Annotated in this window: 22 protein-coding genes; 8 read left to right on the forward strand and 14 right to left on the reverse strand. The window is 65.6% G+C overall.

Going from position 1 to position 23,122, the window contains the following annotated elements:
- Positions 1-56: 56 nt before the first annotated feature.
- Positions 57-2,057 carry a BTAD domain-containing putative transcriptional regulator gene (locus FQV39_RS03935; RefSeq protein WP_149129112.1) on the forward strand — a complete coding sequence of 667 codons (2,001 nt, stop codon included), beginning with the start codon at positions 57-59 and terminating at the stop codon, positions 2,055-2,057.
- A 245-nt stretch (positions 2,058-2,302) separates the two neighbouring features.
- On the opposite strand, the gene FQV39_RS03940 is transcribed toward FQV39_RS03935, so the two are convergent.
- Both FQV39_RS03940 and FQV39_RS03945 read right to left on the reverse strand, forming a co-directional pair.
- Positions 2,303-2,869 carry a biotin transporter BioY gene (locus FQV39_RS03940; RefSeq protein WP_149129113.1) on the reverse strand — a complete coding sequence of 189 codons (567 nt, stop codon included), beginning with the start codon at positions 2,867-2,869 and terminating at the stop codon, positions 2,303-2,305.
- 333 nt (positions 2,870-3,202) lie between these two features.
- Positions 3,203-3,871 carry a GntR family transcriptional regulator gene (locus FQV39_RS03945; protein WP_149129114.1) on the reverse strand — a complete coding sequence of 223 codons (669 nt, stop codon included), beginning with the start codon at positions 3,869-3,871 and terminating at the stop codon, positions 3,203-3,205.
- 473 nt (positions 3,872-4,344) lie between these two features.
- Here FQV39_RS03945 and uvrA point away from each other — a divergent pair, with 473 nt between their 5' ends.
- On the forward strand, positions 4,345-7,314 hold the full coding sequence (gene uvrA, locus FQV39_RS03950) for an excinuclease ABC subunit UvrA (RefSeq protein WP_149129115.1): 2,970 nt from the start codon (positions 4,345-4,347) through the stop codon (positions 7,312-7,314).
- Positions 7,315-7,447: 133 nt separating this feature from the next.
- Here the strand turns inward: uvrA and FQV39_RS03955 are convergent, their stop codons facing one another.
- On the reverse strand, positions 7,448-8,230 hold the full coding sequence (locus FQV39_RS03955; RefSeq protein WP_149129116.1) for an SDR family oxidoreductase: 783 nt from the start codon (positions 8,228-8,230) through the stop codon (positions 7,448-7,450).
- Complete coding sequence (locus tag FQV39_RS03960) at positions 8,227-8,553, reverse strand: nuclear transport factor 2 family protein (RefSeq protein ID WP_149129117.1); 327 nt, start codon at positions 8,551-8,553, stop codon at positions 8,227-8,229. Before FQV39_RS03960 ends, FQV39_RS03955 begins: the two co-directional genes overlap by 4 nt.
- A 52-nt stretch (positions 8,554-8,605) precedes the next feature.
- On the opposite strand from FQV39_RS03960, the gene FQV39_RS03965 reads away from it, so the two are divergent.
- Positions 8,606-9,025 carry a winged helix-turn-helix transcriptional regulator gene (locus tag FQV39_RS03965; protein WP_149129118.1) on the forward strand — a complete coding sequence of 140 codons (420 nt, stop codon included), beginning with the start codon at positions 8,606-8,608 and terminating at the stop codon, positions 9,023-9,025.
- 232 nt (positions 9,026-9,257) lie between these two features.
- On the opposite strand, the gene FQV39_RS03970 is transcribed toward FQV39_RS03965, so the two are convergent.
- Positions 9,258-9,437: a hypothetical protein gene (locus FQV39_RS03970; protein ID WP_054140785.1), complete on the reverse strand. Its 180-nt coding sequence runs from the start codon at positions 9,435-9,437 to the stop codon at positions 9,258-9,260.
- Positions 9,438-10,136: 699 nt separating this feature from the next.
- Between FQV39_RS03970 and FQV39_RS03975 the strand changes: the two genes are divergently transcribed.
- The gene (locus FQV39_RS03975) at positions 10,137-10,463 is read left to right on the forward strand and encodes a hypothetical protein (RefSeq protein WP_149129120.1); all 327 of its coding nucleotides are present in this window, start codon (positions 10,137-10,139) and stop codon (positions 10,461-10,463) included.
- Between the two features lie 204 nt (positions 10,464-10,667).
- Here FQV39_RS03975 and FQV39_RS03980 read toward each other — a convergent pair whose 3' ends face one another.
- From FQV39_RS03980 to FQV39_RS03995, 4 genes are all read right to left on the reverse strand, one after another.
- The gene (locus tag FQV39_RS03980; protein WP_149129121.1) at positions 10,668-11,708 is read right to left on the reverse strand and encodes a zinc-dependent alcohol dehydrogenase family protein; all 1,041 of its coding nucleotides are present in this window, start codon (positions 11,706-11,708) and stop codon (positions 10,668-10,670) included.
- Positions 11,709-11,987: 279 nt separating this feature from the next.
- On the reverse strand, positions 11,988-12,851 hold the full coding sequence (locus tag FQV39_RS03985) for an MBL fold metallo-hydrolase (protein WP_187640303.1): 864 nt from the start codon (positions 12,849-12,851) through the stop codon (positions 11,988-11,990).
- Between the two features lie 129 nt (positions 12,852-12,980).
- Positions 12,981-13,640, reverse strand: coding sequence for a peroxiredoxin (locus FQV39_RS03990; RefSeq protein WP_149129123.1), 660 nt, complete (start codon positions 13,638-13,640; stop codon positions 12,981-12,983).
- A 198-nt stretch (positions 13,641-13,838) separates the two neighbouring features.
- A complete protein-coding gene (locus FQV39_RS03995; protein WP_149129124.1) occupies positions 13,839-14,123 on the reverse strand; it encodes a hypothetical protein in 285 nt (94 codons plus the stop codon).
- Between the two features lie 186 nt (positions 14,124-14,309).
- Here FQV39_RS03995 and FQV39_RS33020 point away from each other — a divergent pair, with 186 nt between their 5' ends.
- Positions 14,310-14,477 (forward strand): hypothetical protein, encoded by a 168-nt coding sequence (locus FQV39_RS33020; RefSeq protein ID WP_187640158.1) that lies wholly within the window; start codon positions 14,310-14,312, stop codon positions 14,475-14,477.
- Between the two features lie 143 nt (positions 14,478-14,620).
- On the opposite strand, the gene FQV39_RS04000 is transcribed toward FQV39_RS33020, so the two are convergent.
- Complete coding sequence (locus FQV39_RS04000) at positions 14,621-14,827, reverse strand: hypothetical protein (protein ID WP_149129125.1); 207 nt, start codon at positions 14,825-14,827, stop codon at positions 14,621-14,623.
- A gap of 242 nt (positions 14,828-15,069) precedes the next feature.
- On the opposite strand from FQV39_RS04000, the gene FQV39_RS04005 reads away from it, so the two are divergent.
- Positions 15,070-15,621, forward strand: coding sequence for a PRC-barrel domain-containing protein (locus FQV39_RS04005; protein ID WP_149129126.1), 552 nt, complete (start codon positions 15,070-15,072; stop codon positions 15,619-15,621).
- Positions 15,622-15,691: 70 nt separating this feature from the next.
- Here FQV39_RS04005 and FQV39_RS04010 read toward each other — a convergent pair whose 3' ends face one another.
- Complete coding sequence (locus tag FQV39_RS04010; RefSeq protein WP_248313237.1) at positions 15,692-17,194, reverse strand: NAD(P)H-hydrate dehydratase; 1,503 nt, start codon at positions 17,192-17,194, stop codon at positions 15,692-15,694.
- 307 nt (positions 17,195-17,501) lie between these two features.
- On the opposite strand from FQV39_RS04010, the gene FQV39_RS04015 reads away from it, so the two are divergent.
- Both FQV39_RS04015 and glnA read left to right on the forward strand, forming a co-directional pair.
- Positions 17,502-17,840: a P-II family nitrogen regulator gene (locus FQV39_RS04015; protein WP_149129127.1), complete on the forward strand. Its 339-nt coding sequence runs from the start codon at positions 17,502-17,504 to the stop codon at positions 17,838-17,840.
- Positions 17,841-17,938: 98 nt separating this feature from the next.
- A complete protein-coding gene (gene glnA, locus FQV39_RS04020; protein ID WP_149129128.1) occupies positions 17,939-19,348 on the forward strand; it encodes a type I glutamate--ammonia ligase in 1,410 nt (469 codons plus the stop codon).
- Positions 19,349-19,723: 375 nt separating this feature from the next.
- Here glnA and FQV39_RS04025 read toward each other — a convergent pair whose 3' ends face one another.
- The 3 genes from FQV39_RS04025 to FQV39_RS04035 all read right to left on the reverse strand — a co-directional run bounded on the left by FQV39_RS04025 (position 19,724) and on the right by FQV39_RS04035 (position 22,909).
- The gene (locus FQV39_RS04025; protein WP_149129129.1) at positions 19,724-20,941 is read right to left on the reverse strand and encodes a glycosyltransferase family 4 protein; all 1,218 of its coding nucleotides are present in this window, start codon (positions 20,939-20,941) and stop codon (positions 19,724-19,726) included.
- A gap of 184 nt (positions 20,942-21,125) precedes the next feature.
- Positions 21,126-22,508 carry an oligosaccharide flippase family protein gene (locus FQV39_RS04030; protein WP_149129130.1) on the reverse strand — a complete coding sequence of 461 codons (1,383 nt, stop codon included), beginning with the start codon at positions 22,506-22,508 and terminating at the stop codon, positions 21,126-21,128.
- 209 nt (positions 22,509-22,717) lie between these two features.
- Entirely contained in the window at positions 22,718-22,909 is a 192-nt protein-coding gene (locus FQV39_RS04035) for a hypothetical protein (protein WP_149129131.1), read from the reverse strand.
- Positions 22,910-23,122 lie beyond the last annotated feature (213 nt).

The raw sequence follows: 23,122 nt of genomic DNA on the forward strand, positions 1-23,122 counted from the left end.
CGTTAAATCGCAATTTGCCGCGCGATGGTCGTGACTTGAGCGCCGCGAGGTGCCGCATGCGGTTGCGAATTCTGGGCGGATTGGATTTCACGTCGGCCGGCGGCGAGCCCACGCAGGACGTGACCCGCCAGACGCGGCTTCTGCTGGCGTGTCTCGCATTGGCTGGAGCCAGGGGTCTCAGCCGAGCCGAGTTATGCGCGCTGTTCTGGCCGGACCGCCCGTCCGCGCAAGCGCGCAGCAGCCTGCGCCAGGCGCTCGCCGCCATCAGGAAAGCGCTCACCAGCGCTCCCGGCGATGCCGATGCGATATCACTGCAAAGCGATCTGGACATCGTGAAACTGGTGGCCAACCCCACGACCGTGGATGTCTTTGCATTCCGTCACGGCGTGAAGCAGGACGGTCGCGAGGGTTGGATCGTCGCGGCGAACGCCTATCGGGGCGAATTACTTGCTGGCGTCGAGGTGCCGGACGATATCGAGGAATTCCTGACACCGCATCGCCGGGGTCTCAGCGCTCAGGCGCAAGCGGTTGTCGAGGGCCTGAGCAAGATCGATGATGCTGATGGCGAAGCGCTGAGCGCTGCCCAAGCGCTCGCGGAGCGCGTGCTTCAGTCCATCCCCGCATCGGAGGAGGCGCATCGTGCGCTGATGCGCATCCATTTTCGGCGAGGCCGGACGAACGCAGCGCTGCGGCAGTTCGAGCAGTGCAGGGAAGCCCTGCGACGGGAGCTGCAGGCCGAGCCGGACGGGGAAACCAGGCAACTTCTTGGTTCCATTCAGTCATCCGTCAACGACAAGCATGACAAGCCCCGGCGAGCCGAAGCCGGCGAGCCAGAAGCGAATGGGACGGCAAACCTCATGATCAGCGGGCCGTCTGTCGCGATCATGCCGTTCGATAATCTCGGTGACGCCGCCGACGAGTATTTCGCGGATGGTGTGGTTGAGGAGATCACGGCGGCGCTTTCGCGCATTCGCGATTTCTTCGTCATCGCGCGACAGTCGGCGTTCACATTCAAAGGCCGTTTTGTTGACGTGAAGGAAGTTGGACTCGCGCTTGGGGTTGCCTATTTGGTTGAAGGCACGGTGCGACGGGGTGGTGATCGGCTGAGGATCTCCGTGCAGCTTGTCGACACGCTCACGCGAACGCAGTTGTGGTCTGAGCGGTACGAGGGCGCGACCGCCGAAATCTTCGAGTTCCAAGACCAGATCGCGACGCAAGTCGCCGGAGCGCTCAAGCCGGCGATCCGGGGAGCAGAGATCGAGGCCGCGCTGCGAAAGCCGCCGGCGAGCCTGCGGGCCTATGATCTGGTGATGCGCGCCTTTCCGAAGCTGTGGGGCCAGAACGCTGCAGCCATTGAGGAAGCCATCCCGTTGTTGACGGACGCACTTGGGATCGACCCGAAATATGGGCGGGCCCACGCCTTGCTCGCCTGGTGCCATACGCTCAAAGTCACCTATCTCTGGACCTCGGAACCCGACCGCGAACTGGAGGCCGCACGGCGCGCGATCGCAGCGACGGCCGGCCTGATCGACAATGACCCGACGGCGTTGACCGCGGCAGGCGCCGCTACCAGCTTCTGTGGCGACCAGGAGGGGGCATCTGCGCTGATCGAGCGAGCGCTCGCCCTTGATCCAAACAACGCCTGGGCATGGGCGCGCTGGGGGTGGAACGGCATCTACCGCGGACAGCCAGCGTTGGCGCTGGAACGGTTCGAGAAAGCGATGAAGCTCAGCCCACTCGATCCCTTCGCTTTCAACACCAGGATGGGCATGGCAGCCGCGCTGGCTCGTTCGGGTCGCCTAGAGGAAGCTGTCGCCATTGGGAAGGACGTTACCAGGAAGCACCCCGACGTCACCTGGGTCCACCGGCAGCTCGCTGCCTGGGCGGCAATGGCTGGCGATATCGAAACCGCGCGTGCGGCGGCACGCAAGCTGCTGGCAGCGAACCCCGAATTCACGATCAGGCGCTACTTGGCGATTCCGGCATTTCAGGACATGCCCGAATATTTCAACCAAATGGCGCAAGGACTGCGGGACGCCGGGCTACCGGAGAGCTGAGACGCCAAATCAGCTTCAACGCGGATCTGTGCCGCGGGCAACCTCTGCCTTATTCGAACTCATCGCCCTCGTCGCCGTCACTTGTGGCGCGCAGCAGACCTCGCGGCGCGACTCCGACAATGTCGGCTTCCCACCGACCCCAACTGGACATTCACGACGTCGGACGCCTGGAATCCCAACGCCGAATAGAAAACCCGGCAGGCCGAAGCCCGCCGGGTCGTGAATTGAGAGCCGTTCGCTCAGGCTCAGCCGCGCGGCGCGAAGGCCTTGAGCGTCGCGGCGGCAAGGGCCGACTTCAGGATGGCGCCGAGGATGAAGGGCGTCGCGCCGACGGCGATCGCCTTGGGTAGGCCGATGAGGACGGCGAGCCAGGCCACGCCGACCACCAGGCAGAGCGCATTGCCGGCCAGCATCGCAGCGAAGGCGAGCCCGACGCGGCTGCCGTTCCAGCCGCGCTGGGCGAGCCCGCCGGTGAGCGCCGCGGCGAAGGGGAAGGCCAGCAGGTAGCCGGCCGTCGGGCCGGCGAAATAGGCCGCGCCGCCGGCGGCACCGGCAAGGACCGGCAGCCCGACGAAGCCCTGCAGCAGCCAGGCGATCACGGTGACGGCGCCGAGCCGCCAGCCATAGAGCGCGCCGATCAGCGTCACGGCGAAGGTCTGCATCGTCATCGGCACCGGGTACATCGGCACCTTGATCTGCGAGGACAGCGCCAGCAGCAGGCTGCCGACGATCACGGCGCCGGCCTGCCAGGCGAGCGAGCGGCTTTCCAGCCGCAGCGGGCTGAAGGATCGGCTGAGGGCAAGATCGGTCATGGTCACTCCTTCATCGCGGCCAAATTATCTATAATTCTGACCTTTGATCTATGACAAAACTCATATCGCGGTTGAAAAGGCAAGTCGCACTCCCCGCACCAGCAACCAACTCCAGCTAATTTTCACGAGCGTCATTCCGGCCGCAGCGAAGCGGAGCGCCGGAATCCATCGTGGGGCACTGCGCTCTACGATGGATTCCGGAGCGGCGCCGCCTACGCGGCTTGTCCGGAATGACGGCACGGGGATGGTTCGGTTTCGATCAAGGCAGGACCCGGCGATTCGGAAGCCCGGGGTCGTCGTCGAGTTCCCCAGCGCACTCGACGGGCCACGACATCAGCCGACGATCGCGAAGGCCCCGCGCGTCGCGCCGGAGGCCATTCTGACGGGCCGCTCGCCGATCCACTGGGCATGCCGCGCCAGCGTCGCCGTCGCGGTTTCCAGGTCGCCGCTGCGCAGCGCGTTGAGGATGGTGCGGTGGTCGTGATCGGTGCGGGCTTCCCATTCCGAGCGCCAGGCCGAGAACAGGAAGCGCGCGCTCGCCGCGTGCAGATCGTCGATCGTCGCGAGCAGGCGCTTCATGCCGCAGGGCGCGACCAGCGTGCGGTGGAAGCGGCGATTCGCCTCCTCCCAGGCGCGGACATCGGTGGCCGCGTCGCAATCGCGGCGGGCCTGCTCGGCCTGGTCGAGAATGGCGGCAGTGAGATGCGGCGCGGCATGCCGCAGCGCCAGCACCTCCAGCGCTGCGCGCATCGCGGCGACTTCCTTCACCTCCGACAGGTCGAAGGAGGCGACGCGGACGCCGCGGCGCGGCTGGCTGATCGCCAGACCCTGCGCCTCCAGCCGGCGGAAGGCCTCCCGCACCGGGACATGGCTCGTCGCGAACTCCTCCGCGATGTGGTCCTGGCGCAGCCGCGCCCCTGGCTCGATCGTTCCGGCGATGATCCGTTCGGCCAGGGCCCTGGCTATGCGGACGGCGATGGTATCTTCGGCAGGCTTCGTCATGATTTATAGATAATTCACCCGCGCGCCGGTGTCGATTGCGATCGGCCGGATCCTCCCTACATGAACCCCTCGCCGCTGCTGACGTTTTCTGTCAGGACGACGGCAGCAGCCGGCGCGGCTGCGTGCTATTCATGCCGGGCAGATCGTCGCGAGGCTGGAACGGCCCGGCATTTGCCCTATCTCAAGAGGCTAGTATGAGCCATGGGAGTGATTTGACGCAGGCGATTTTGCGCGAATGCAAAGAGTTCGAGGACGCAAGCCTTTCGGCTTGCTACGAAGAACGACACAGCAGTCGCACAAAAGCGCCGCGCCCTGCGGGTGAGGTGAAAACGGGGGAGCTGCAGCGTCGCATCGCTTGCCGATACGGGCGTATCGGCGGCGCAATGCTCCTCCCATCTCCCCCGTTTTGACCTCATCAAATCGCTTCCATGGCTCATACTAGCCTCTAGGCCTTCATCGCAACGGACGCCCCGATGGCCCGCAAGACCGATACCGCCGCCGCCCAAGCTGCTGCGCTGGAAGACATGTTCGACCGCAACCGCACGGCCGATCCGAACAGCCGCGTCATCTCCGTGCGCGGCGCGCGCGAGCACAACCTCAAGAACATCGACCTCGCCATTCCGCGCGACAAGCTGGTCGTGTTCACCGGCCTGTCCGGCTCGGGCAAGTCCTCGCTCGCCTTCGACACGATCTATGCCGAGGGCCAGCGCCGCTATGTCGAGTCGCTCTCGGCCTATGCCCGCCAGTTCCTCGAGATGATGCAGAAGCCCGATGTCGACCAGATCGACGGGCTCTCGCCGGCGATCTCGATCGAGCAGAAGACGACCTCGAAGAACCCGCGCTCGACGGTCGGCACCGTCACCGAGATCCACGACTATATGCGCCTGCTCTGGGCGCGCGCCGGCATTCCCTATTCGCCCGCGACCGGCCTGCCGATCGAGAGCCAGACCGTGCAGCAGATGGTCGACCGCCTGGTCGAGCTGCCGGAGAAGACCCGCGGCTATCTGCTGGCGCCCGTCGTGCGCGGCCGCAAGGGCGAGTTCCGCAAGGAGATGGCCGAGTGGCTGAAGCGCGGCTTCCAGCGCGTCAAGGTCAATGGCGAGTTCTACGAGATTCCGGACGCCCCTGCCCTCGACAAGAAGTTCAAGCACGACATCGACGTGGTGGTGGACCGCATCGTGATCCGGCCCGATCTCGGCGCGCGTCTCGCCGACTCGCTGGAGCAGGCGCTCGAGCTGACCGACGGCATCGCCGTCTTCGAATATGCTGACGAGAAGCAGGAGAACGGCGAGGCGAAGCGTGTCACCTTCTCCTCCAAGTTCGCCTGCCCGGTTTCCGGCTTCACCATTCCCGAGATCGAGCCGCGGCTGTTCTCGTTCAACAACCCGTTCGGCGCCTGCCCGGTCTGCGATGGGCTGGGCCACGAGATGCGGATCGACCCGGACATGATCGTGCCGGACCATGCGCTGACGCTGAAGAAGGGCGCCATCGCGCCCTGGGCCAAGTCGACCTCGCCCTATTACGGCCAGACGCTGGAGGCGCTGGCGAAGCATTTCGGCTTCTCGATGACAAAACCCTGGTCGGAGCTGCCGGAGAGCGCGCAGAAGGCCATCCTGTTCGGCACCGGCACCGAGCCCGTGCGCATGGCCTACAACGACGGCCTGCGCTCTTACGAGGTGAAGAAGCCCTTCGAGGGCGTCATCACCAATATGGAGCGGCGCTGGAAGGAGACGGAATCGGACTGGGCGCGCGAGGAGATCGGCCGCTTCATGTCCGAGACGCCCTGCGCCGCCTGCAACGGCTATCGCCTCAAGCCCGAGGCGCTGGCGGTGAAGATCGACGGCCGGCATATCGGCGAAGTCTCGAAGCTCTCGGTCAAGGACGCGCTGGAATGGGTCACCGCCCTGCCCGCCCGCCTCTCCAAGAAGCAGAACGAGATCGCCCCGCGCATCCTCAAGGAGATCCGCGACCGTTTGACCTTCCTGCTCGATGTCGGTCTGGAATACCTCACGCTCGCCCGCGCCTCCGGCACGCTGTCGGGCGGCGAGAGCCAGCGCATCCGGCTGGCCTCGCAAATCGGCTCGGGCCTGACCGGCGTGCTCTATGTGCTGGACGAGCCCTCGATCGGCCTGCACCAGCGCGACAATGAGCGTTTGCTCGGGACGCTGCGCCGGCTAAGGGATCTCGGCAACACGGTGATCGTGGTCGAGCATGACGAGGACGCGATCCTGACGGCGGATTACGTCGTCGATGTCGGCCCCGGCGCCGGCATCCATGGCGGCGAGATCGTCGCCAAGGGCACGCCGCAGGATATTCTCGACGATCCGAACTCGCTCACCGGCAAGTATCTCACCGGCGAGATGAGCGTGCCGGTGCCGGCCAAACGCCGCAAGGCGCAGAAGGGCCGCAACCTCAAGATCGTCGGGGCGCGCGGCAACAACCTCAAACAGGTCGATGTCGAGATCCCGCTCGGCATGTTCACCTGCATCACCGGCGTCTCGGGCGGCGGCAAGTCGACGCTGGTCATCGACACGCTCTACAAGGCGGTGGCGCGCAAGCTCAACGGCTCGATCGAACACCCGGCCCCGCATGAGCGCATCGAGGGCATGGAGCATCTCGACAAGGTCATCGACATCGACCAGTCGCCGATCGGCCGCACGCCGCGCTCGAACCCGGCGACCTATACCGGCGCCTTCACGCCGATCCGCGAATGGTTTGCCGGCTTGCCGGAGGCGAAGGCGCGCGGCTACCAGGCAGGCCGGTTCAGCTTCAACGTCAAGGGCGGTCGCTGCGAGGCCTGCCAGGGCGACGGCGTCATCAAGATCGAGATGCACTTCCTGCCGGATGTCTACGTCACCTGCGACGTCTGCAAGGGCAAGCGCTACGATCGCGAGACGCTGGAGGTGAAATACCGCGACAAGTCGATCGCGGATGTGCTCGACATGTCGGTCGAGGAGGCGAAGGACCTGTTCAAGGCCGTGCCCTCGATCCGCGAGAAGATGGTGACGCTCGCCCGCGTCGGCCTGAACTATGTCCATGTCGGCCAGCAGGCGACGACGCTCTCGGGCGGCGAGGCGCAGCGCGTCAAGCTCTCCAAGGAATTGTCGAAGCGCGCCACCGGCCGCACGCTCTACATCCTCGACGAGCCGACGACGGGCTTACATTTCCACGACGTCGCCAAGCTGATGGAGGTGCTGCACGAGCTGGTCGACCAGGGCAATACGGTGGTGGTGATCGAGCACAATCTCGAGGTGGTGAAGACCGCCGACTGGGTGATCGACATGGGCCCCGAAGGCGGCGACGGCGGCGGCCAGGTGGTGGCGCAGGGCACGCCGGAGGACATCGTCCGGATCGGCAAAGGCCACACCGCGCGCTTCCTCAAGGAGGTGCTGGACAGGCGGCCGATCAAGAAGGGCAAGGTGCAGCGGCAGGCGGCGGAGTAGCGGCAACAGCCGAAGTTGGGCAATGGCCGAAAAGCAGACCTTCGCGCCCAAGACTCCGAAGATCGGATGCTCCAGGTTCATGCCGCTGATCGACATGCTCTGAGCGGCTCTGTTGGCAGGCGATTTCTGCCAGTCAAGCCGTCGGGATCGTCCCCCCATCGACAACGAACTCGGTCCCACTGATCGAGCTGGCGCGCGGCGAGACAAGGAACGCGATGAGGTCGGCGACCTCCGGAGGCTTCGCCGGCCGGCCTAGAGGTATGCCGCCCAGGCTTTTCATGATGATCTGCTTGCCGCCCTCGTAGTCGGTGCCGGCCTGCGCGGCCAGACGCTCGGCGAGAGCGACCGCGGCCTCCGTTTCGATCCAGCCGGGGGAGACGCGCACCACGCGGACCCCCTTCGGCGTCACCTCCTTCGACAGGCTCTTGCTGTAGGTTGAAAGTGCTGCCTTCGCCGCTGCATAGGCGGTCGTCGACTCGGGCAGCGGCAGGACATGCTGGATCGATGTGACGTGCACGACAACACCCGTCCCTTGCGCGATCATCGACGGCAGCAGCGCCCGGTCCAGCCGAACGGCCGGCATCAGATTGAGGTTCAATTCCTTCTGCCATTGTTGATCGTCCAGAGCGGCGAAACCGCCGGGCGGCGCGCTCGATCCGCCTAAGACATGGACGATGATATCGATCCCTCCCAGGCGGTCGAGCACCCCCTTGACCACCAGCGCGCACCCTTCGGCCGTGGTGATGTCGGAGGCAATGTAATGGAGATGATCCGAGGAGGATTCGGGCACGCGGCGCGCCGTCGCCACCACCCGCACGCCCGTTTCCCGAAGGACCGAGACAACGGCGGCCCCGAGGCCTTTCGTGCCGCCCGTAACGAGGGCGCGGCGCCCCTTCAAATCGAGATCGAAGCTCATGGTGCAATCTCCAGCGAGACGATCGCATCGCCTTCGATGACGAAGACGAAACGCAGATCGACAGGGCTGCCGGGGAAGTTGCCGGTCAAATGGCTCGTCACGATCGTTCGTTCGCCTTCGGTGGCGATCGCGACAGGCTCCACGACGTAGCTGTATTGCGACGAGGCTTCCGCCTTCCAGCAACGGATCGCGTCACGACCGGTGTAGGTCCGGCGTTCGTCGATGACAGTGGCATTCTCGGCGAAACAGCGGGCGACCGCTTCGCCATCCTTTCGATCGGCGGCGAAGTAATCCGCGATCGGCTTCGGGAGGGTGATGGACATCGGGCATCTCCGGCTTGTTGCTTGCGCATGGAGATCGACCTAGACTCCCCGAATGACAAGTACGCACGAAAAAGTAAGGTACAAACCTGAAGGTAAGCCGCATGGCCATACGCGGGAAACGGCGGCGGAAGGCGTCGAGAGAGCGCTGAAGCTGCTGGAGGGACGCTGGAAGCTCGTGATCCTGTTCCATCTCTTCGGCGGACGGATCCTGCGCTTCTCCGATCTCGAACGGGCAATCCCCGCTGTCTCCCAGAAAATGTTGATCCAGCAGCTCCGACAGATGGAACAAGACGGCATCGTCCGCCGCATCGTGCACCATCAGGTGCCGCCCAAGGTCGAGTACGGGCTGAGCGAATGGGGACAGGCTCTCTGCCCCGCTCTCGACGCCCTCCTGACATGGGCCGCTCTGCGCGAGGACATCCGGCCATCGGGCGGAGCTTCCTCGCCTGCGAATCCGGTAGATCAGGCATAGGCGGTCGCTTCGGTATCGTCGCCGTTCCGATGCCTTGCGAAGGCGCGCGCCGGACGGCCCACACTCTTCCAAGCTCGCAGAAGCTGTGTTGGAACTACCCAGACGTGCCTTGGCTTCGGCAGCGCTGGTGCTGCCGACTGGCTCGCTTCGGCCGAGCGCCAAGAACGGACGCTGCATCATCGTACAACGACGGACGTCGGCTTTGCGCCCCAAGGCCTTACCGTGAACACGGCTAACGGAGCTTGGCGATCCCAATGCCATCGAGTTTGGCGCGGTCTTTGATGGATTCTTCGCTGCGGGTCATCGCTTTCGAAATCGCCTTCAGTGCCATGCCCTTCTTGGCGAGCAACTTTAGCTTCTCAAGTTCCTCATATGTCCAGGGTTGGCGATGCCGTTCAAATCGCTCGGTCACAATCTGCTCCTGCTCTGCCGGGACATCTCCAGCATTCGCGCCATCTATAGCAGTGATAGCGACGAATTTGGCCGCACGTACAGATGGGTGCCGAGCCCATCCGGGCGCTCGGCGCCACTTTGTGCATTGGCCTGCGTGCCAACCACATTGCCCGAAAGCAGACTCCCCAGCCGTCGGGAATGGGCCAGTGTCGGAACCGGCTCGCTAAACTTATCCCCGCCCCTCATCACCGGCCCTATCCTGCCCTCGCCCATCACCCAAACGGGGCGGCCGTCCGGAGGTATGCTGGAGGTTGGGTGAGGGTCGGCGCCTGCGGGCGGGGGTTACGCCCCGCTCCCGGGAGGCTTCGGGGCACCGCCCTGGGGACACTACGGTCCCTGTGCGAGGAGCTCGCTGGAAGGCTCGGCCGGTGACGGTGAGGCAAGGCGACGACGCGACGTTCCCGATGAGGGGAACTGGCGTCCAAGCCCGCTCATCCTGAACCGCCCCGCCCGATAAGCGCGGCCCGGAGTCCGAAATCGCCGGAGGCGGAGCGCCACGGGGCGTGCGACGGGTGGCTCAACCCCGCCGCGCCGCAGCCTGGCTCAACGGTTGCGGATCTCCCTCGCGCCTCGCGGCGCTCCGCCAGCCCCGCTCGTTCCCGCCGCGCGTCAGCGCGGGCGGATGATCCTGCGTGCCTGTCCCGACCGGAGCCCCGCCATGCCGAAACGCCAAAACCCCTTCGCCGATATCCCGCCGATCACCGATTTCGAGAGCTGCCAGAAGGCGCGGCCGCTGATCCTGCAGCGTCTCGGCGATGTCATCGGCGTCTGGCGCGGCTGCGAGAACAGAGCCTGCATCCGGGCGCGGAGCTGCCGGCGCGGCGATGGGGCGTGCCTCACCGCCTTCATGCAGGCGGTGCCGGACGAGGAGCGCCGGTTGTTCCGCTATGCGCTGGAACACCGAAGCAGCGGCCTCGAGCCCGGCGAGGCGTTTGAGCGGGCGCAGGCTCGCGTCGCGGAGGAGATAGCCCGGTTCGGGGAGTGAGGGGGCGCTGCCCTTACAGAACCACGCGCGGGAACCCCTCCCCCTCGTGGGGAGGGGATAGGGGTGGAGGGCGGAAAGTCGGAGCGAACTCGCCAGTAAATGGACCGACTCGCTTCTACGAGCAGCCTTGCACCCTGTCGCACGCCCCCCATCCCCATACCCTTCCCCACGAGGGGGAAGGGAGGAGCCAGCACTGGACCGACGTCAAAACCGATCGATGATCGTCACGCCCGTCCCCTCGAACCGGTCCATCGCCATCAGCGCGGGGATCGACTCGGCCAGGTCGATGCGCCGGCCCACCAACTGCTGCGGCGTGAGCTTGCCGGCGCTGATCATGTCGAGCATGGCGCCATAGCGATGCGCCTGCATGCCGTGGCTGCCGAGGATTTCCAGCTCGTTGGCGATGACCTGCGCCATCGGGATCGGCGGCGTCGCCTGATCCGCCAGCAGAAGCCCGACCTGGACGTGCTTGCCGCGCTTGCGCAGGTTCGCCACCGAATTGAAGCAGGTCTGCGGAGACCCTAGCGCATCGAGCGAGACATGGGCGCCGCCGCCAGTGGCGTCGCGGACCGCCGCGACGACGTCGGGCTCACTCAGCGCGTTGATGGTCACCGCGGCGCCGACCGCGCGGGCGAGGCGCAGCTTGTCGTCGGAGATGTCGATGGCGACGACATTGGCGCCGAGCGCATTCGCGATCATGATCGCCGAGAGGCCGACGCCGCCGCAGCCATGCACGGCGACCCATTGGCCGGCCGAGGCCTTGCCCTGATCGACCACGGCGCGGAAGGAGGTGACGAAGCGGCAGCCGAGGCTGGCGGCCGTGGCGAAATCGATCTCGTCGGGCAGGCGCACGAGATTGAGGTCGGCCCGGTCGATCCTGACATATTCGGCGAAGGAGCCCCAATGGGTGAAGCCGGGCTGGAACTGGTAATCGCAGACCTGCTGGTTGCCGGAATGGCATTGCGGGCAGGAGCCGCAGCCCGCGACGAAGGGCACGGTGACGCGGTCGCCCTCGCGGAAGCGCACGACGCTGCGCCCGACGGCGGCGATGACGCCGGCGAGCTCATGACCCGGCACATGCGGCAGGCGGATATCGGGGTCGTGCCCGACCCAGCCATGCCAGTCGCTGCGGCACAGGCCCGTCGCTTCCACCTTGATGACGACGCTGTGCGGCTCCGGCACCGGGTCGGGCAGGATGCGCAGCTCGGGGGCCTGCCCGAAGGCTTCGTAGACGACGGCTTTCATGGCGCGCACTCCTTTGCTCGACAGCCGTGTCATGGGGCACCGCTGCTGGCATCGTCAATTGCGGGGCGTCGCGGGTCGCCTGCATCCCCGTCATGCTCGGGCTTGTCCCGAGCATCCACGTCTTGCGGCGCCCAGGGCGAGCGCCAGCCAATGACGAAGGCCGCGCGCGGTCGTTCCGGCGCAAAGACGTGGATGGTCGCCACAAGGGCGACCATGACGGGGACGGTTCCCGCACTGAACTTATCCCCGTCCCTTCGCGCCTCCCCTATCCTCGGTCGTTCAAACGCCGCAGGCCTTCAGCGCATCGAGCGGGAATTTCAGATAGCGCTGCCCATTGGCTTCAGGCTCCGGCAGGCGCCCGCCATTGATGTTGACCTGCAGGGCATGGAGGATCAGGCGCGGCATCGGCAGCGTCCGGTCGCGCGCCTCGCGCAGGGCGACGAACTCGGCCTCGCTCCGGCATTTGACGATGTGGGTATTGGCGGCCTTCTGCTCGCAGACCGTGCTTTCCCATCGGGGCGGCCGGCCTTCCGGCCGGTAGTCATGGCCGGTGAACAGCCGCGTCTGCTCCGGCAGGGCGAGGATGGCCTGGATCGAGCGCCAGAGCCGGCCGGCATCGCCGCCGGGAAAATCGGCCCGCGCCGTGCCGCTGTCGGGCATGAACAGCGTGTCGTGGATGAAGGCCGCATCGCCGGTGAGATAGGCGATCGAGGCGAGCGTATGGCCGGGCGAGAACAGGACCCGGACCGGCATCTCGCCGATCAGGAATTCCTCGCCATCGGCGAAGATGCGGTCCCATTGCGAGCCGTCCGCCGGAAAGCCGGGCCAGTTGTAGATGGTCTTCCAGAGCTTCTGGACGTCGACGATGCGCTCGCCGATCGCGGTCGGCGCGCCGGTCCGGCCCTTGAGATAATGCGCGGCCGAGAGATGGTCGGCATGCGGATGGGTGTCGAGGATCCACTGGAGGCTGAGGCCCTCGGTATCCAGGTAGTCGAGCAGCGCATCGGCATTCGCGGTGCTGACCGCCCCGGATTTCTCGTCGAAATCGAGGACCGGATCGATGATCGCGCAGTGCCGCGTTGCCGGGTCGGCGACGACGTACTGGATCGAGCCGGTCGGCGGATCGTAGAATCCCCGGACCATCGGCTTGAGCTGCGTGATGTCCACTTCAACGCTCCCCTGCCTGCGTCAACGCCGGATACGGCCGCGGCAACGGCAATGCCTCCGGGCCGATCGGCACCCGCAACGGACGTGGCGGGTGCCGTCTTCTCGTCAGGCAGCGGGGTGCTTCGTCTTGCGGAGATAAGGCAGGACGCGCTCGAAGAGGCCGAAGCGCTTGGTGGCGTCCTCGTCCGAGACCGAGCCGGCGATGACGACGTCTTCTCCCGGCTTCCAGTCCGCCGGGGTCGCCACCGGGTATTTCGCCGTCAGCTGGATGGAGTCGATCGCGCGCAGGATCTCCTGGAAGTTGCGGCCCGTCGTCATCGGATAGGTGAGCGTCAGCTTGACCTTCTTGTCCGGGCCGATGAGGAAGACCGAACGCACGGTCTGGTTGTCGGCCGGGGTGCGGCCTTCGGAGGTGTCGCCGGCCGAAGCCGGCAGCATGTCGTAGAGCTTGGCGACCTTGAGCTCGCTGTCGCCGATCATCGGATAGGTGACGTTGTGACCGGTCGCGGTCTGGATGTCGGCCTTCCATTTGTGGTGGCTCTCGACCGGATCGACGGAGATGCCGATGATCTTGACGTTGCGCTTGTCGAACTCGCCCTTGATGCCGGCCATCGTGCCGAGTTCGGTGGTGCAGATCGGCGTGAAGTTCTTCGGATGGGAAAACAGCACCGCCCAGCTGTCGCCGATCCAGTCATGGAATTGGATCGGTCCCTCTGTCGTTTCGGCCGCGAAGTCCGGGGCCGTGTCGTTGATGCGCAGGGTCATGGGTTCCTCCAATTCTTCCGCTGTCACGGAGACGGGTTGCAGCTCAGTAGCCGGCGGCGTCGCCGATCACCAGGTCACGTCGAACAATTGCGTCTTTGGCAAGAGGTGTTGGGCCTCGTCGGCGCGCAATGCAATTCTGCCACGAACGCCGGCTCCTTCGCGAGCCCCTTACGCAAGGAAACTGCGATCTGCGCGCGCTCAGCCGAGGCGGCGCGTGACCCCGCCCTTCTGCACGCGCCCACCATATGGGGCCGGCGGGCCCAGGTAATAGGCGCCTCCCAGGCCAACGCCGACACCGAGCGGCGGCCAGCCGGGATCGGCATAGGCGTTGAGCTCCCAGCAGCGCAGCATCTGCCGCTCGGCCTCGGTGGTGGCGTCGTTGCAGCGCGAGACCTGGGAGCGCTGCCAGAAGGCCGCGGCCGGCTGCGACGCGGCTGGTACGGCGGCGCCGGCCAGCAGCGCCAGGAGGAACATCCTGTTCATCGCCTCTTCCCGTTCAGGGTTGGAGCCCTATGATGGCCGGCAGGGCCTTGCCGAACGCTTAAGCGGGGCCTGCGAAACCGAAACGCGCCGCCCGGCTGCTTCGTTGGTTTCCGACGAGCGCAGGAGCGCCCCCCGATGCGCCTTGGGGACGGTAGGGCGAGCCGGACGAGCAAAGGAGATCACAACGTGAAGCTGCCCATCGTCATCCATAGCGACGAGGACTACGACCGCGCCCAGCAGCGGGTGAAGGAGCTGAACGCCATGCCGGACACCGCGGACAAGGAGAAGGAGCTGCACGCCCTCGCCGAAGCCATGCTCTCCTTCGAGCTTCGCCGCGAAGACGCCGACGATTGATGCCGGCGCAATTCGCCGGAGGTCATTCCGAGCGACACCCCTATAGCATCGGACCGAAAAGTGGAATCCACCTTTCGGAAAAATCAGATGCGATATCAAAGATGTAGATCACCTTTATCGCGTCCGATAGGACGCGCGGCGATCTAGGAGTCGTTGCTGGCGTTGAGCTCCTCGGGGCGTAGCCCCTCATCCGGCGGACCGCCCTGCCCGCCTTGTGTCGCGGCCCATTGCGAGACGATCTCGGCGATCAGCTCGGCGTGCGTACGGGGCGGGGTCTGCGTCGTGATGTAATGATCGAGCGCTGCCAGAACCTCCCTGCTCAGCGCAACCGTAATCATAGCCGGCGACATTGCAGTCTCCTCCTCAGATGGAACAGTGCCGTGCTCCCGGCGTTCTTCCTCCGCGGCATACGAGCACGGCCTCGTTCCGCGAGCAAATTCTTTCAGAACCGAAGCGAAGCCAGCGTCTTCGGAGAGATGTTCTTTGCCGAAACGTTTCAACACAGCTTCGATAACACATGCTCTGAACAAATTTGACTCTCGATTGTTGTTACGACAATCCGCATCGCTGCGGAAACACTCAGGAGGAAAACATGATCAAACATGTTGTGTTCGCTTCTGTCGCCGCGGGCCTGCTCGCGGCGACCGCGCTCGCCCAGACCACTGCGCCCTCGCCGCCGTCCTCTGCGCCGAAAGCCTCGGCTCCTGCCGAGAAGAGCACACCGGCGCCGATCAATCTCGCCGGCCAGGGCAAGTGGCGCACCACCAAGCTGATCGGCGTCGACATCTACGGCCCCGACGACAAGAAGGTTGGCGACGTCACGGAAGTGATCATCGACAAGACCGGCAAGGTCGAGATGGTGACCGTCGGCGTTGGCGGCTTCCTCGGCATCGGCGCGAAGGATGTCGCGATTCCGTTCGAGCAGGTGAGCTGGAGCGACCAGCCGATCACGCCGCCTGCGCCGGCTCCGGCTCCGGCCGCGTCGGGTAGCGGTGGTGCGGCCGGGACCGGCGGCGCGATGCCGTCCACGCCTCCGGCTGCAGCGGCGCCCAAGGCGCCTGCGATGTATCCGGACCATGGCAAGATCACGCTGACCAAGGATCAGCTCCACGCGGCGCCTGCCGTGACCTATTCGGGCAGCTGAGCGATACGTGCTTGGGTAACCGAGCGAAGCCCGCCCGCAAGGGCGGGCTTCTCCTCGGCGCAGGACTACTTCACCCCGCAGACAGGCTGCGGAGCAATGGCGGAACCGCCTCCGGCAGGTCGTCCGCGATCAATCCCATGCCGAGCGCCTCTCCTGCCCGGCCATGCAGCCAGACGGCTGCGCAGGCCGCTTCGAAAGCGCTCATCCCTTGCGCGAGCAGGCCGGCGATCAGTCCCGCCAGCACATCGCCGGAGCCCGCGGTCGCCAGCGCCGCCGAGCCGGTCGCATTGATCGCCGCCCGCCCGTCCGGCGCGGCGATGACCGTATCCGCCCCCTTGTAAACGAGGATGGCGTCAGCGTGAGCCGCCGCCTTGCGCGCACGCTCCAGCTTCGAGGCTTCCATCGCGATCGCCGGCTCCTTGCCGAACAGGCGCTGGAACTCGCCCTCATGCGGCGTGAACACGCGAGGATAGGTGGGGTTCGAGGCGGGGGCTTCCTCGCGCAGCGACGTCGCAAGCAAGGTCAGGGCGTCGGCATCGAGCACGGCCGGCCTGTCGCTGGCGAGAACTGAGCGGACCAGGGCGGCAGCCCGCTCGTCCAGGCCCAGCGCCGGCCCGGCCACGATGGCAGAGATCCGTCGGTCCTGCAGGAATCCAGTGAACGCCTCACCGTCCGCGACCGGGCGCTGCATCACGGCGTTCGGGCCGTGCGATGCATGAGCGGCCAGGGCCCCCGGCGCGCACAGGATCGTCACGAGCCCGGCGCCGATCCGCAACGCCGCCCGCGCGCTCAAACGCGGCGCGCCGACACCCGTGATACCGCCTGCGGCGACGGCCACCGCCCCGCGCCGGAACTTGTGCGTGTCGAGGCCGTGATGCGGCAAGGCGGCGAGCCAAAGCGCCGGTTCGTTGCGGAAGGTCGCGGGCGCGATCTCGGACAATGCCCTCGCGGCCGGGATACCGATATCGGCGACGACGATCTCGCCGCAGAGCGCGCGCCCCGGCAACAGGAGATGACCCGGCTTCAGTCGGAAGAAGGTCACGGTTTCAGTCGCGCGAACGGCGGGGCCTTCGGCCTGGCCGGTATCCCCGGATACGCCGCTGGGAATGTCGACGGCGATCACCGGGCGACCAGCACCGTTCATGAGCGCGACGGCTTCGGCTGCCTCGCCGGCGAGCGGCCGCTTGAGCCCTGCGCCGAACAGCGCGTCGATATAGAGATCGATCGTCCCATCGCCGAGCGATGCGAGCGGCAGAACCGGCCCGCTCCACTGCGCGAAAGCAAGCGCGGCATCGCCCTGGAGGGCATCCGGCGAGCCCAGCAGCGCTACTTGCACCGTGACCCCGCTCTCCTGCAGCAGCCGGGCCGCAACGAAGCCGTCGCCGCCATTGTTGCCGGGACCGCAGGCGATCGCGACCCTGGCGCCTTTCCCGACGCGCCGCAACGCGGCATCGGCAACGGCGCTTCCCGCACGCTCCATCAGAGTGATCCCGGCCGTGCCGGTGGCGATCGCAATGCCGTCCGCCCGGCGCATCTGGTCGGTCGAAAGCAGGGCAAGATCCGATGGCTGCATCGCTTCGGCTTCAGAAATGGTCATCCGGCATGATGGGATGGCCGGGCGCGATATCGCAAGAGAAGGCCTATCGCGAGAATTGCTATATAATTAGGCACATGATCTATTTTTGTGCTGTTTTTTGCCTCCTGCACGGGCGCGTCGAAGGGGTCTGCCGCATGGCGGGGCGTTTGCGCCAATGCTATGAGCAGAAGTACGGTCGCAATGGTTCGAAGCCGAAGGGCGCCCAGCCCGCGATGACGGATCGTTGCAGTTCCCTTTCCGGCACGTGCCGGACCCTCGAAGCGCAGTGGAGGTCGATCGGCGCATGAAGAAGATCGAAGCGATCATCAAGCCCTTCAAGCTGGACGAGGTGAAGGAGGCGCTTCAGGAGGTCGGCCTGCAGGGTATCACCGTGCTCGAAGCAAAGGGCTTCGGCCGCCAGAAGGGCCATACCGAGCTCTATCGCGGCGCCGAATATGTCGTCGACTTCCTGCCGAAGGTGAAGATCGAGATCGTACTGAACGACGACATGGTGGACCGCGCCATCGAAGCGATCGTCAAGGCCGCCCAAACCGGCCGGATCGGAGATGGCAAGATTTTTGTATCGACGGTCGAGGGGGCTATCCGCATCCGGACCGGCGAGACCGGCGCGGACGCGATCTGAAGTATTTCCCCCGCATCACGGGATCAAAGGCCGGTGGCTGGATTGGAGCCAGCGACGGCCCACGAGTTTGATAAACTGCTGGCAAGAGGAATGCTGAAATGAAAAGCGCCAAGGATGTCCTCAAGGCGATCAAGGACAACGACGTCAAATACGTCGACTTCCGCTTCACCGACCCGCGCGGCAAGTGGCAGCATGTGACGTTCGACGTCGGCATGATCGACGAGGACATCTTCGCCGAAGGCACGATGTTCGACGGCTCCTCGATCGCCGGCTGGAAGGCGATCAACGAGTCCGACATGCTGCTGATGCCGGATCCGACCACCGCGACGATGGATCCGTTCTTCTCGGCCGCCACGATGGTCATCAACTGCGATGTGCTCGAGCCGGCCACCGGCGAGCCCTATGGCCGCGATCCGCGCGGCATCGCCAAGAAGGCCGAGGCCTACCTCAAGTCGACCGGCATCGGCGACACCGTTTATGTCGGCCCCGAGGCCGAGTTCTTCGTCTTCGACGACGTCAAGATCGCGGCCGATCCGTACCACACCGGCTTCAAGCTCGATAACGTCGAGCTGCCGACCAACGGCTATGCCGACTACGAGGGCGGCAACCTCGGCCACCGCATCGCCACCAAGGGCGGTTATTTCCCGGTTCCGCCGCAGGATTCGGCGCAGGACATGCGCGGCGAGATGCTGGCGGCCATGCAGGCCATGGGCGTCAAGGTCGAGAAGCATCACCACGAGGTCGCCTCGGCCCAGCACGAACTCGGCATGAAGTTCGACACGCTGACGCACACCGCCGACCTGATGCAGATCTACAAATACGCGATCCACAACGTTGCCCAGAGCTACGGCAAGACCGCGACCTTCATGCCGAAGCCGGTCTATGGCGACAACGGCTCGGGCATGCACGTGCACCAGTCGATCTGGAAGAACGGCAAGCCGCTCTTCGCCGGCAACAAATATGCCGACCTGTCGCAGGAGTGCCTGTGGTACATCGGCGGCATCATCAAGCACGCCAAGTCGCTGAATGCCTTCACCAACCCCTCGACCAACTCCTACAAGCGCCTCGTCCCGGGCTATGAGGCCCCGGTGCTGCTCGCCTATTCGGCGCGCAACCGCTCGGCCTCCTGCCGTATTCCGTGGACGACCTCGCCGAAGGCCAAGCGCGTCGAGGTCCGCTTCCCCGATCCGATGGCGAACCCCTACCTCGCCTTCGCCGCGATGCTGATGGCCGGCCTCGACGGCATCGTGAACAAGATCGACCCCGGCCCGGCGATGGACAAGGATCTCTACGACCTGCCGCCGCGCGAGCTGAAGAAGATCCCGACCGTCTGCGGCTCGCTGCGCGAGGCGCTGGAAGCGCTCAAGAAGGACAACGCCTATCTCAAGGCCGGCGGCGTCTTCAACGACGACTTCATCGAGAGCTATATCGAGCTCAAGATGCAGGATGTGGCGCGCTTCGAGATGACGCCGCACCCGATCGAGTTCGCGATGTACTATTCGTACTGAGGGCTCGGGCCGGCTCTGCGAGCCGGCCAAGGTCTCCTCCTGGCCGCGGATTCGCGGCTACCTTTCACCGGGGCGGCGACGCCCCGGTTTTTTGTTGCAGTCGAGCGACGGGGCTGACAGATCGTTTGAAAATCCACCAAGCCCTCATCCTGAGGAGCCATTCCGTGAGGAATGGCGTCTCGAAGGATGCTCCAGGAGGCTTAGGAACCCACTGGATCATCCTTCGAGACGCGCCTGCGGCGCTCCTCAGCATGAGGGCTGGAATTTCCAAGCGGTCTCTGAGAGGTAGCGGCTGTGGCAAGGTCGTTGCCGTACTCGACGGTACTGGCACGATCCAGGCTGATAATGGCTTGAGATCAGCTCAGAGTGGCGGTTTCACTGCTTCCCGCTGACGAGACGGCGATAGTTCTCGACCGTACGCCCGACATGCCGAGCTGTCGTCAACGGGTCCGCCCAGTAGCGGCGATAGGCTGCGGCGCCCATCGCCTGCGCGAGCGCATCGTCCTTGAGTCGGCTGAGCGCCGCAGCAAGTCCGGCGGCATCTCCGCCGTCGACGAGGATGCCGTCCTCGCCGTCATCGACCCAGCTTGCCGGCCCCGTGGTCCGCGCCAGAACCACCGGCACGCCGAGAGAGCGCGCTTCGGCGATCACCAGCGGTCCAGGCTCGTACCAGAGGGAGGGCAGCACGAGGCAGCGCGCCTGCGCGATCTCGTCGAAGACCTGCTCCGCAGGCACCCAGCCGCGGATCTCGGCCTGTGGATTGATGCGTGCGATCTCCGCGGCCAGCGGCCCTTCCCCGACGAAGAGCGCGGGCATGCCGGCATCGGCTGCTGCCTGCGCCAGGATGTCGCCGGCCTTCTCCTGGGTGAACCGGCCGAGGAACAGGGCATGCCGGTTGTTCGCCACCTGCGCGGGCCGCCGCTTCTGCGCCTCCATCATGTTCTCGACCACGGCATGGCGCGCCTGTTTCGGCAAGAAGGGCTCGGCGAAGCTGCGGGCGAAATCGCTGACATGGATGAAGAGCGGCGCGGAGAGCTTGCGCATCGCCTCGTCGGAACGCCATTGGCGCGCCACCCGGACAAGCTTGTGGACATACGAGGCTCGATCGCAGTTGCTGGTGATGCAGTCGACCGACATCGGCTTCAGCCGACAGGGCGCATTGGCCCTGAAATCGAAATAGCCGCCGACCGGGCAGAAGGAGAAATAGTCGTGCATGGTGATCGCGACCGGCAGCCCGCTTTCGCCGGCCGCCGCGATCGCCGCCGGGCTGAAAGCCTTGGTCCACTGATGGAGATGCACCAGAGTCTCGCCGCGCGGCTGGCGCGCCAGAAGTTCGCTCAGGAAGGTATGCGCCCGGGCGTTCCAGATGCCTTGCCTGGCTGCCGCGAGTTTGCTGCCGACCTGCCAGATGTCCTCGCCGGCAAAGCGTTCGACGCTGATCAGAGGATGATCGAGCCGGTCGGAAACGGGACCGATGGCGCAGGCGAAGACGATCTCGACACCGGCTTCGGCCAGGCCGCGCGCGCTCTCGATGGCAACTTTTGCGGCGCCGCCATTGACCGAGCCGAAATCGCTGATGATGACCGCGCGCACGAAAGCCTCCCACGAACATTCTGGCCGCGAAAGATTGAGGAAGGGCTGACGCCCCTATTTGAACGACAGGATTCGCTGCGGGCTCAGCCGCGCCCTCGACAGGTCGAGCAGCGTGATGCCGTTACCTTTCAGCTGGCCGCGCCGACCGCGCCCCCTTGCCGCCTTCGCGGCAGCACGGCACCGTTCAGCGAGTCAGCCATTGCAGCATCCGCGGCAGGACGGGAAGGCTCACGGCGGCGACAATCCCGATGGACATGGCGGTCGACAGCCAGAGATGGCCGGCAAGTGCCACGGACGTGCTCCAGGCCGCCGCGAAGGCGGCTAGGGTAGCCGCGATCGGCGCCCACGGCATCTCGAAAGGCAACAGCTGCAGCATGAAGAGCCCTCCCGCCAACGCCAGCGCCGCGCCCGCCGCCGCGCCGCCCGCGACCGCAATATCGGAACCGCCCCAGACGGAAACCGCTGCAATCGCGCCCGCGCAGGTCAGGACGCAATCGGCCACGGCGAGCAACCCGATGACCGAGAGACGGCGGCGCAGATGGGCGGGCGTGGGCAAGAGCGTCTGGGTCAATGCCCGTAGTAACGCCATGACCGTGATCAGCGGTGCCGTGCGCAGGAACGAGGTTCTGAGCTCGTTCGCGATCACCAGCGTGGTCGCGATATCGATCAGGGCGATGATCGCAGCCGCTCCCATGATCGAGAAGCCGGCCAGGAGCGCGTAGTAGCGCCCCAGCTCGCCGCGCATCTCGCCTGCCGCATCGCCTCGATCGAACAGTGAGACCAGCATGGGGTAGCGGATGGCCTGGATGGCGGAAACGATCAGCACGAAGGGGCGCTGGAGCAGATCGAGCGCCAGCATCGGCCCGGCGGCGCCGGCAGTGCCCAGCGCCTGCGCCAGAATGGCCTTGAGCCCGAGCGGCGCCAGCAAGTTCGCGACAGAGGCGCCGGCCGAGACGCTGCCATAGGCGAGATGGCGGCGTATCACGCTGACGTCGCGGCGCGGCGCGAATGGCATGACACGGTGCGAGAGCGCCCAGGCTCCTGCGCAATAGAGCAGATTGCCGGCCAGCACGCCGATGACGACATGCTCGAAATCGGCAGAGGCGAAAGCGCCGGCCAAGGTCGCGACCGCGATGACGCTCGCCCTGGCGCCCTGGAGCAGGGAGAAGATCCGAAACTTCTGCCGGAATCGCAGCATCGTCAGATGCAGTTCGCCGGCCGCCTGCAGGATTGCAACGATGGCTCCCGCAATCCCGATCCAGAGCGGCAGCCCGAACGCTGGCGCGGCCATCCCGCAGAGCATGCAGATGGCGGAGCTGGCGAGAAACTCGAACTGGATGACGCCGCGCTCGGTCGCCTCGCTATGCAGATCCGGTCCGGGATAGAAGCGACTGCAGGCGAAGCGTATCCATTCGAAGATCGCGATCGCGGCGAACTGGGTCAGCGAGACGAACAGCGAATAGGTGACATAGTGCTCGGCCGGCAGCCGATGCGAGACCGCCAGCAGCAGTCCGAAAGCCAGCAAGGCTTGGTAGAGATAGGTCGAAAGAGCCGCGAGCTTGGCCATCAGGCCGTCGCTCCTCTAGCTCTTTGTTTTATCGCATTTTCTTCACGCGAACCGGTGTCCACTTCGCTCGAAAATGCTCTAACGGCCGAATTGTCGGCCCTATGATCGACCGCGCCGAAATCGATGCCGAAATGCATTCACCCTCGCCCTCCAGCCACAGGCCCTAGGGCAAAAAGGTTGATATTTCCGCGCTGTCGAAGCGATTTGCGTCAGTAGAAATGCAGAGCGACCAGCCCTGCCGATGCGGCGATCGCCGCGATCCACCACAACCAACGGGATGAAGCACTATCGGTCAGCGCAGCGCTGACGACATCCTCATGCCCAAAGCATTCTCCCGCGAGGCGCGCCGTGCGCTGCAGACCCGCGATACCCTTGCCCCCTACCGGCTGACGCGACGCCACGCTCTCCTCCCCCTTAGGCCGATCATAGCGCATTGCGATTCTCCGCATAGGCCCGATCGTGACGTCGATCCTCGACGGTGATGGTTAACGCAGGCTGAACACTCCCGGTTCCTGCTCCCGACACAGATCGTCACATCGGCATGACAGGCGGAAGACGTCCCGAGAAGAGAGTTTCGATGCGCGGAGCAGCTGTCTATAAGCAACCCGACCAGG

It is taken from the genome of Bosea sp. F3-2 (genome assembly GCF_008253865.1).
Classification (GTDB): Bacteria; Pseudomonadota; Alphaproteobacteria; order Rhizobiales; family Beijerinckiaceae; genus Allobosea.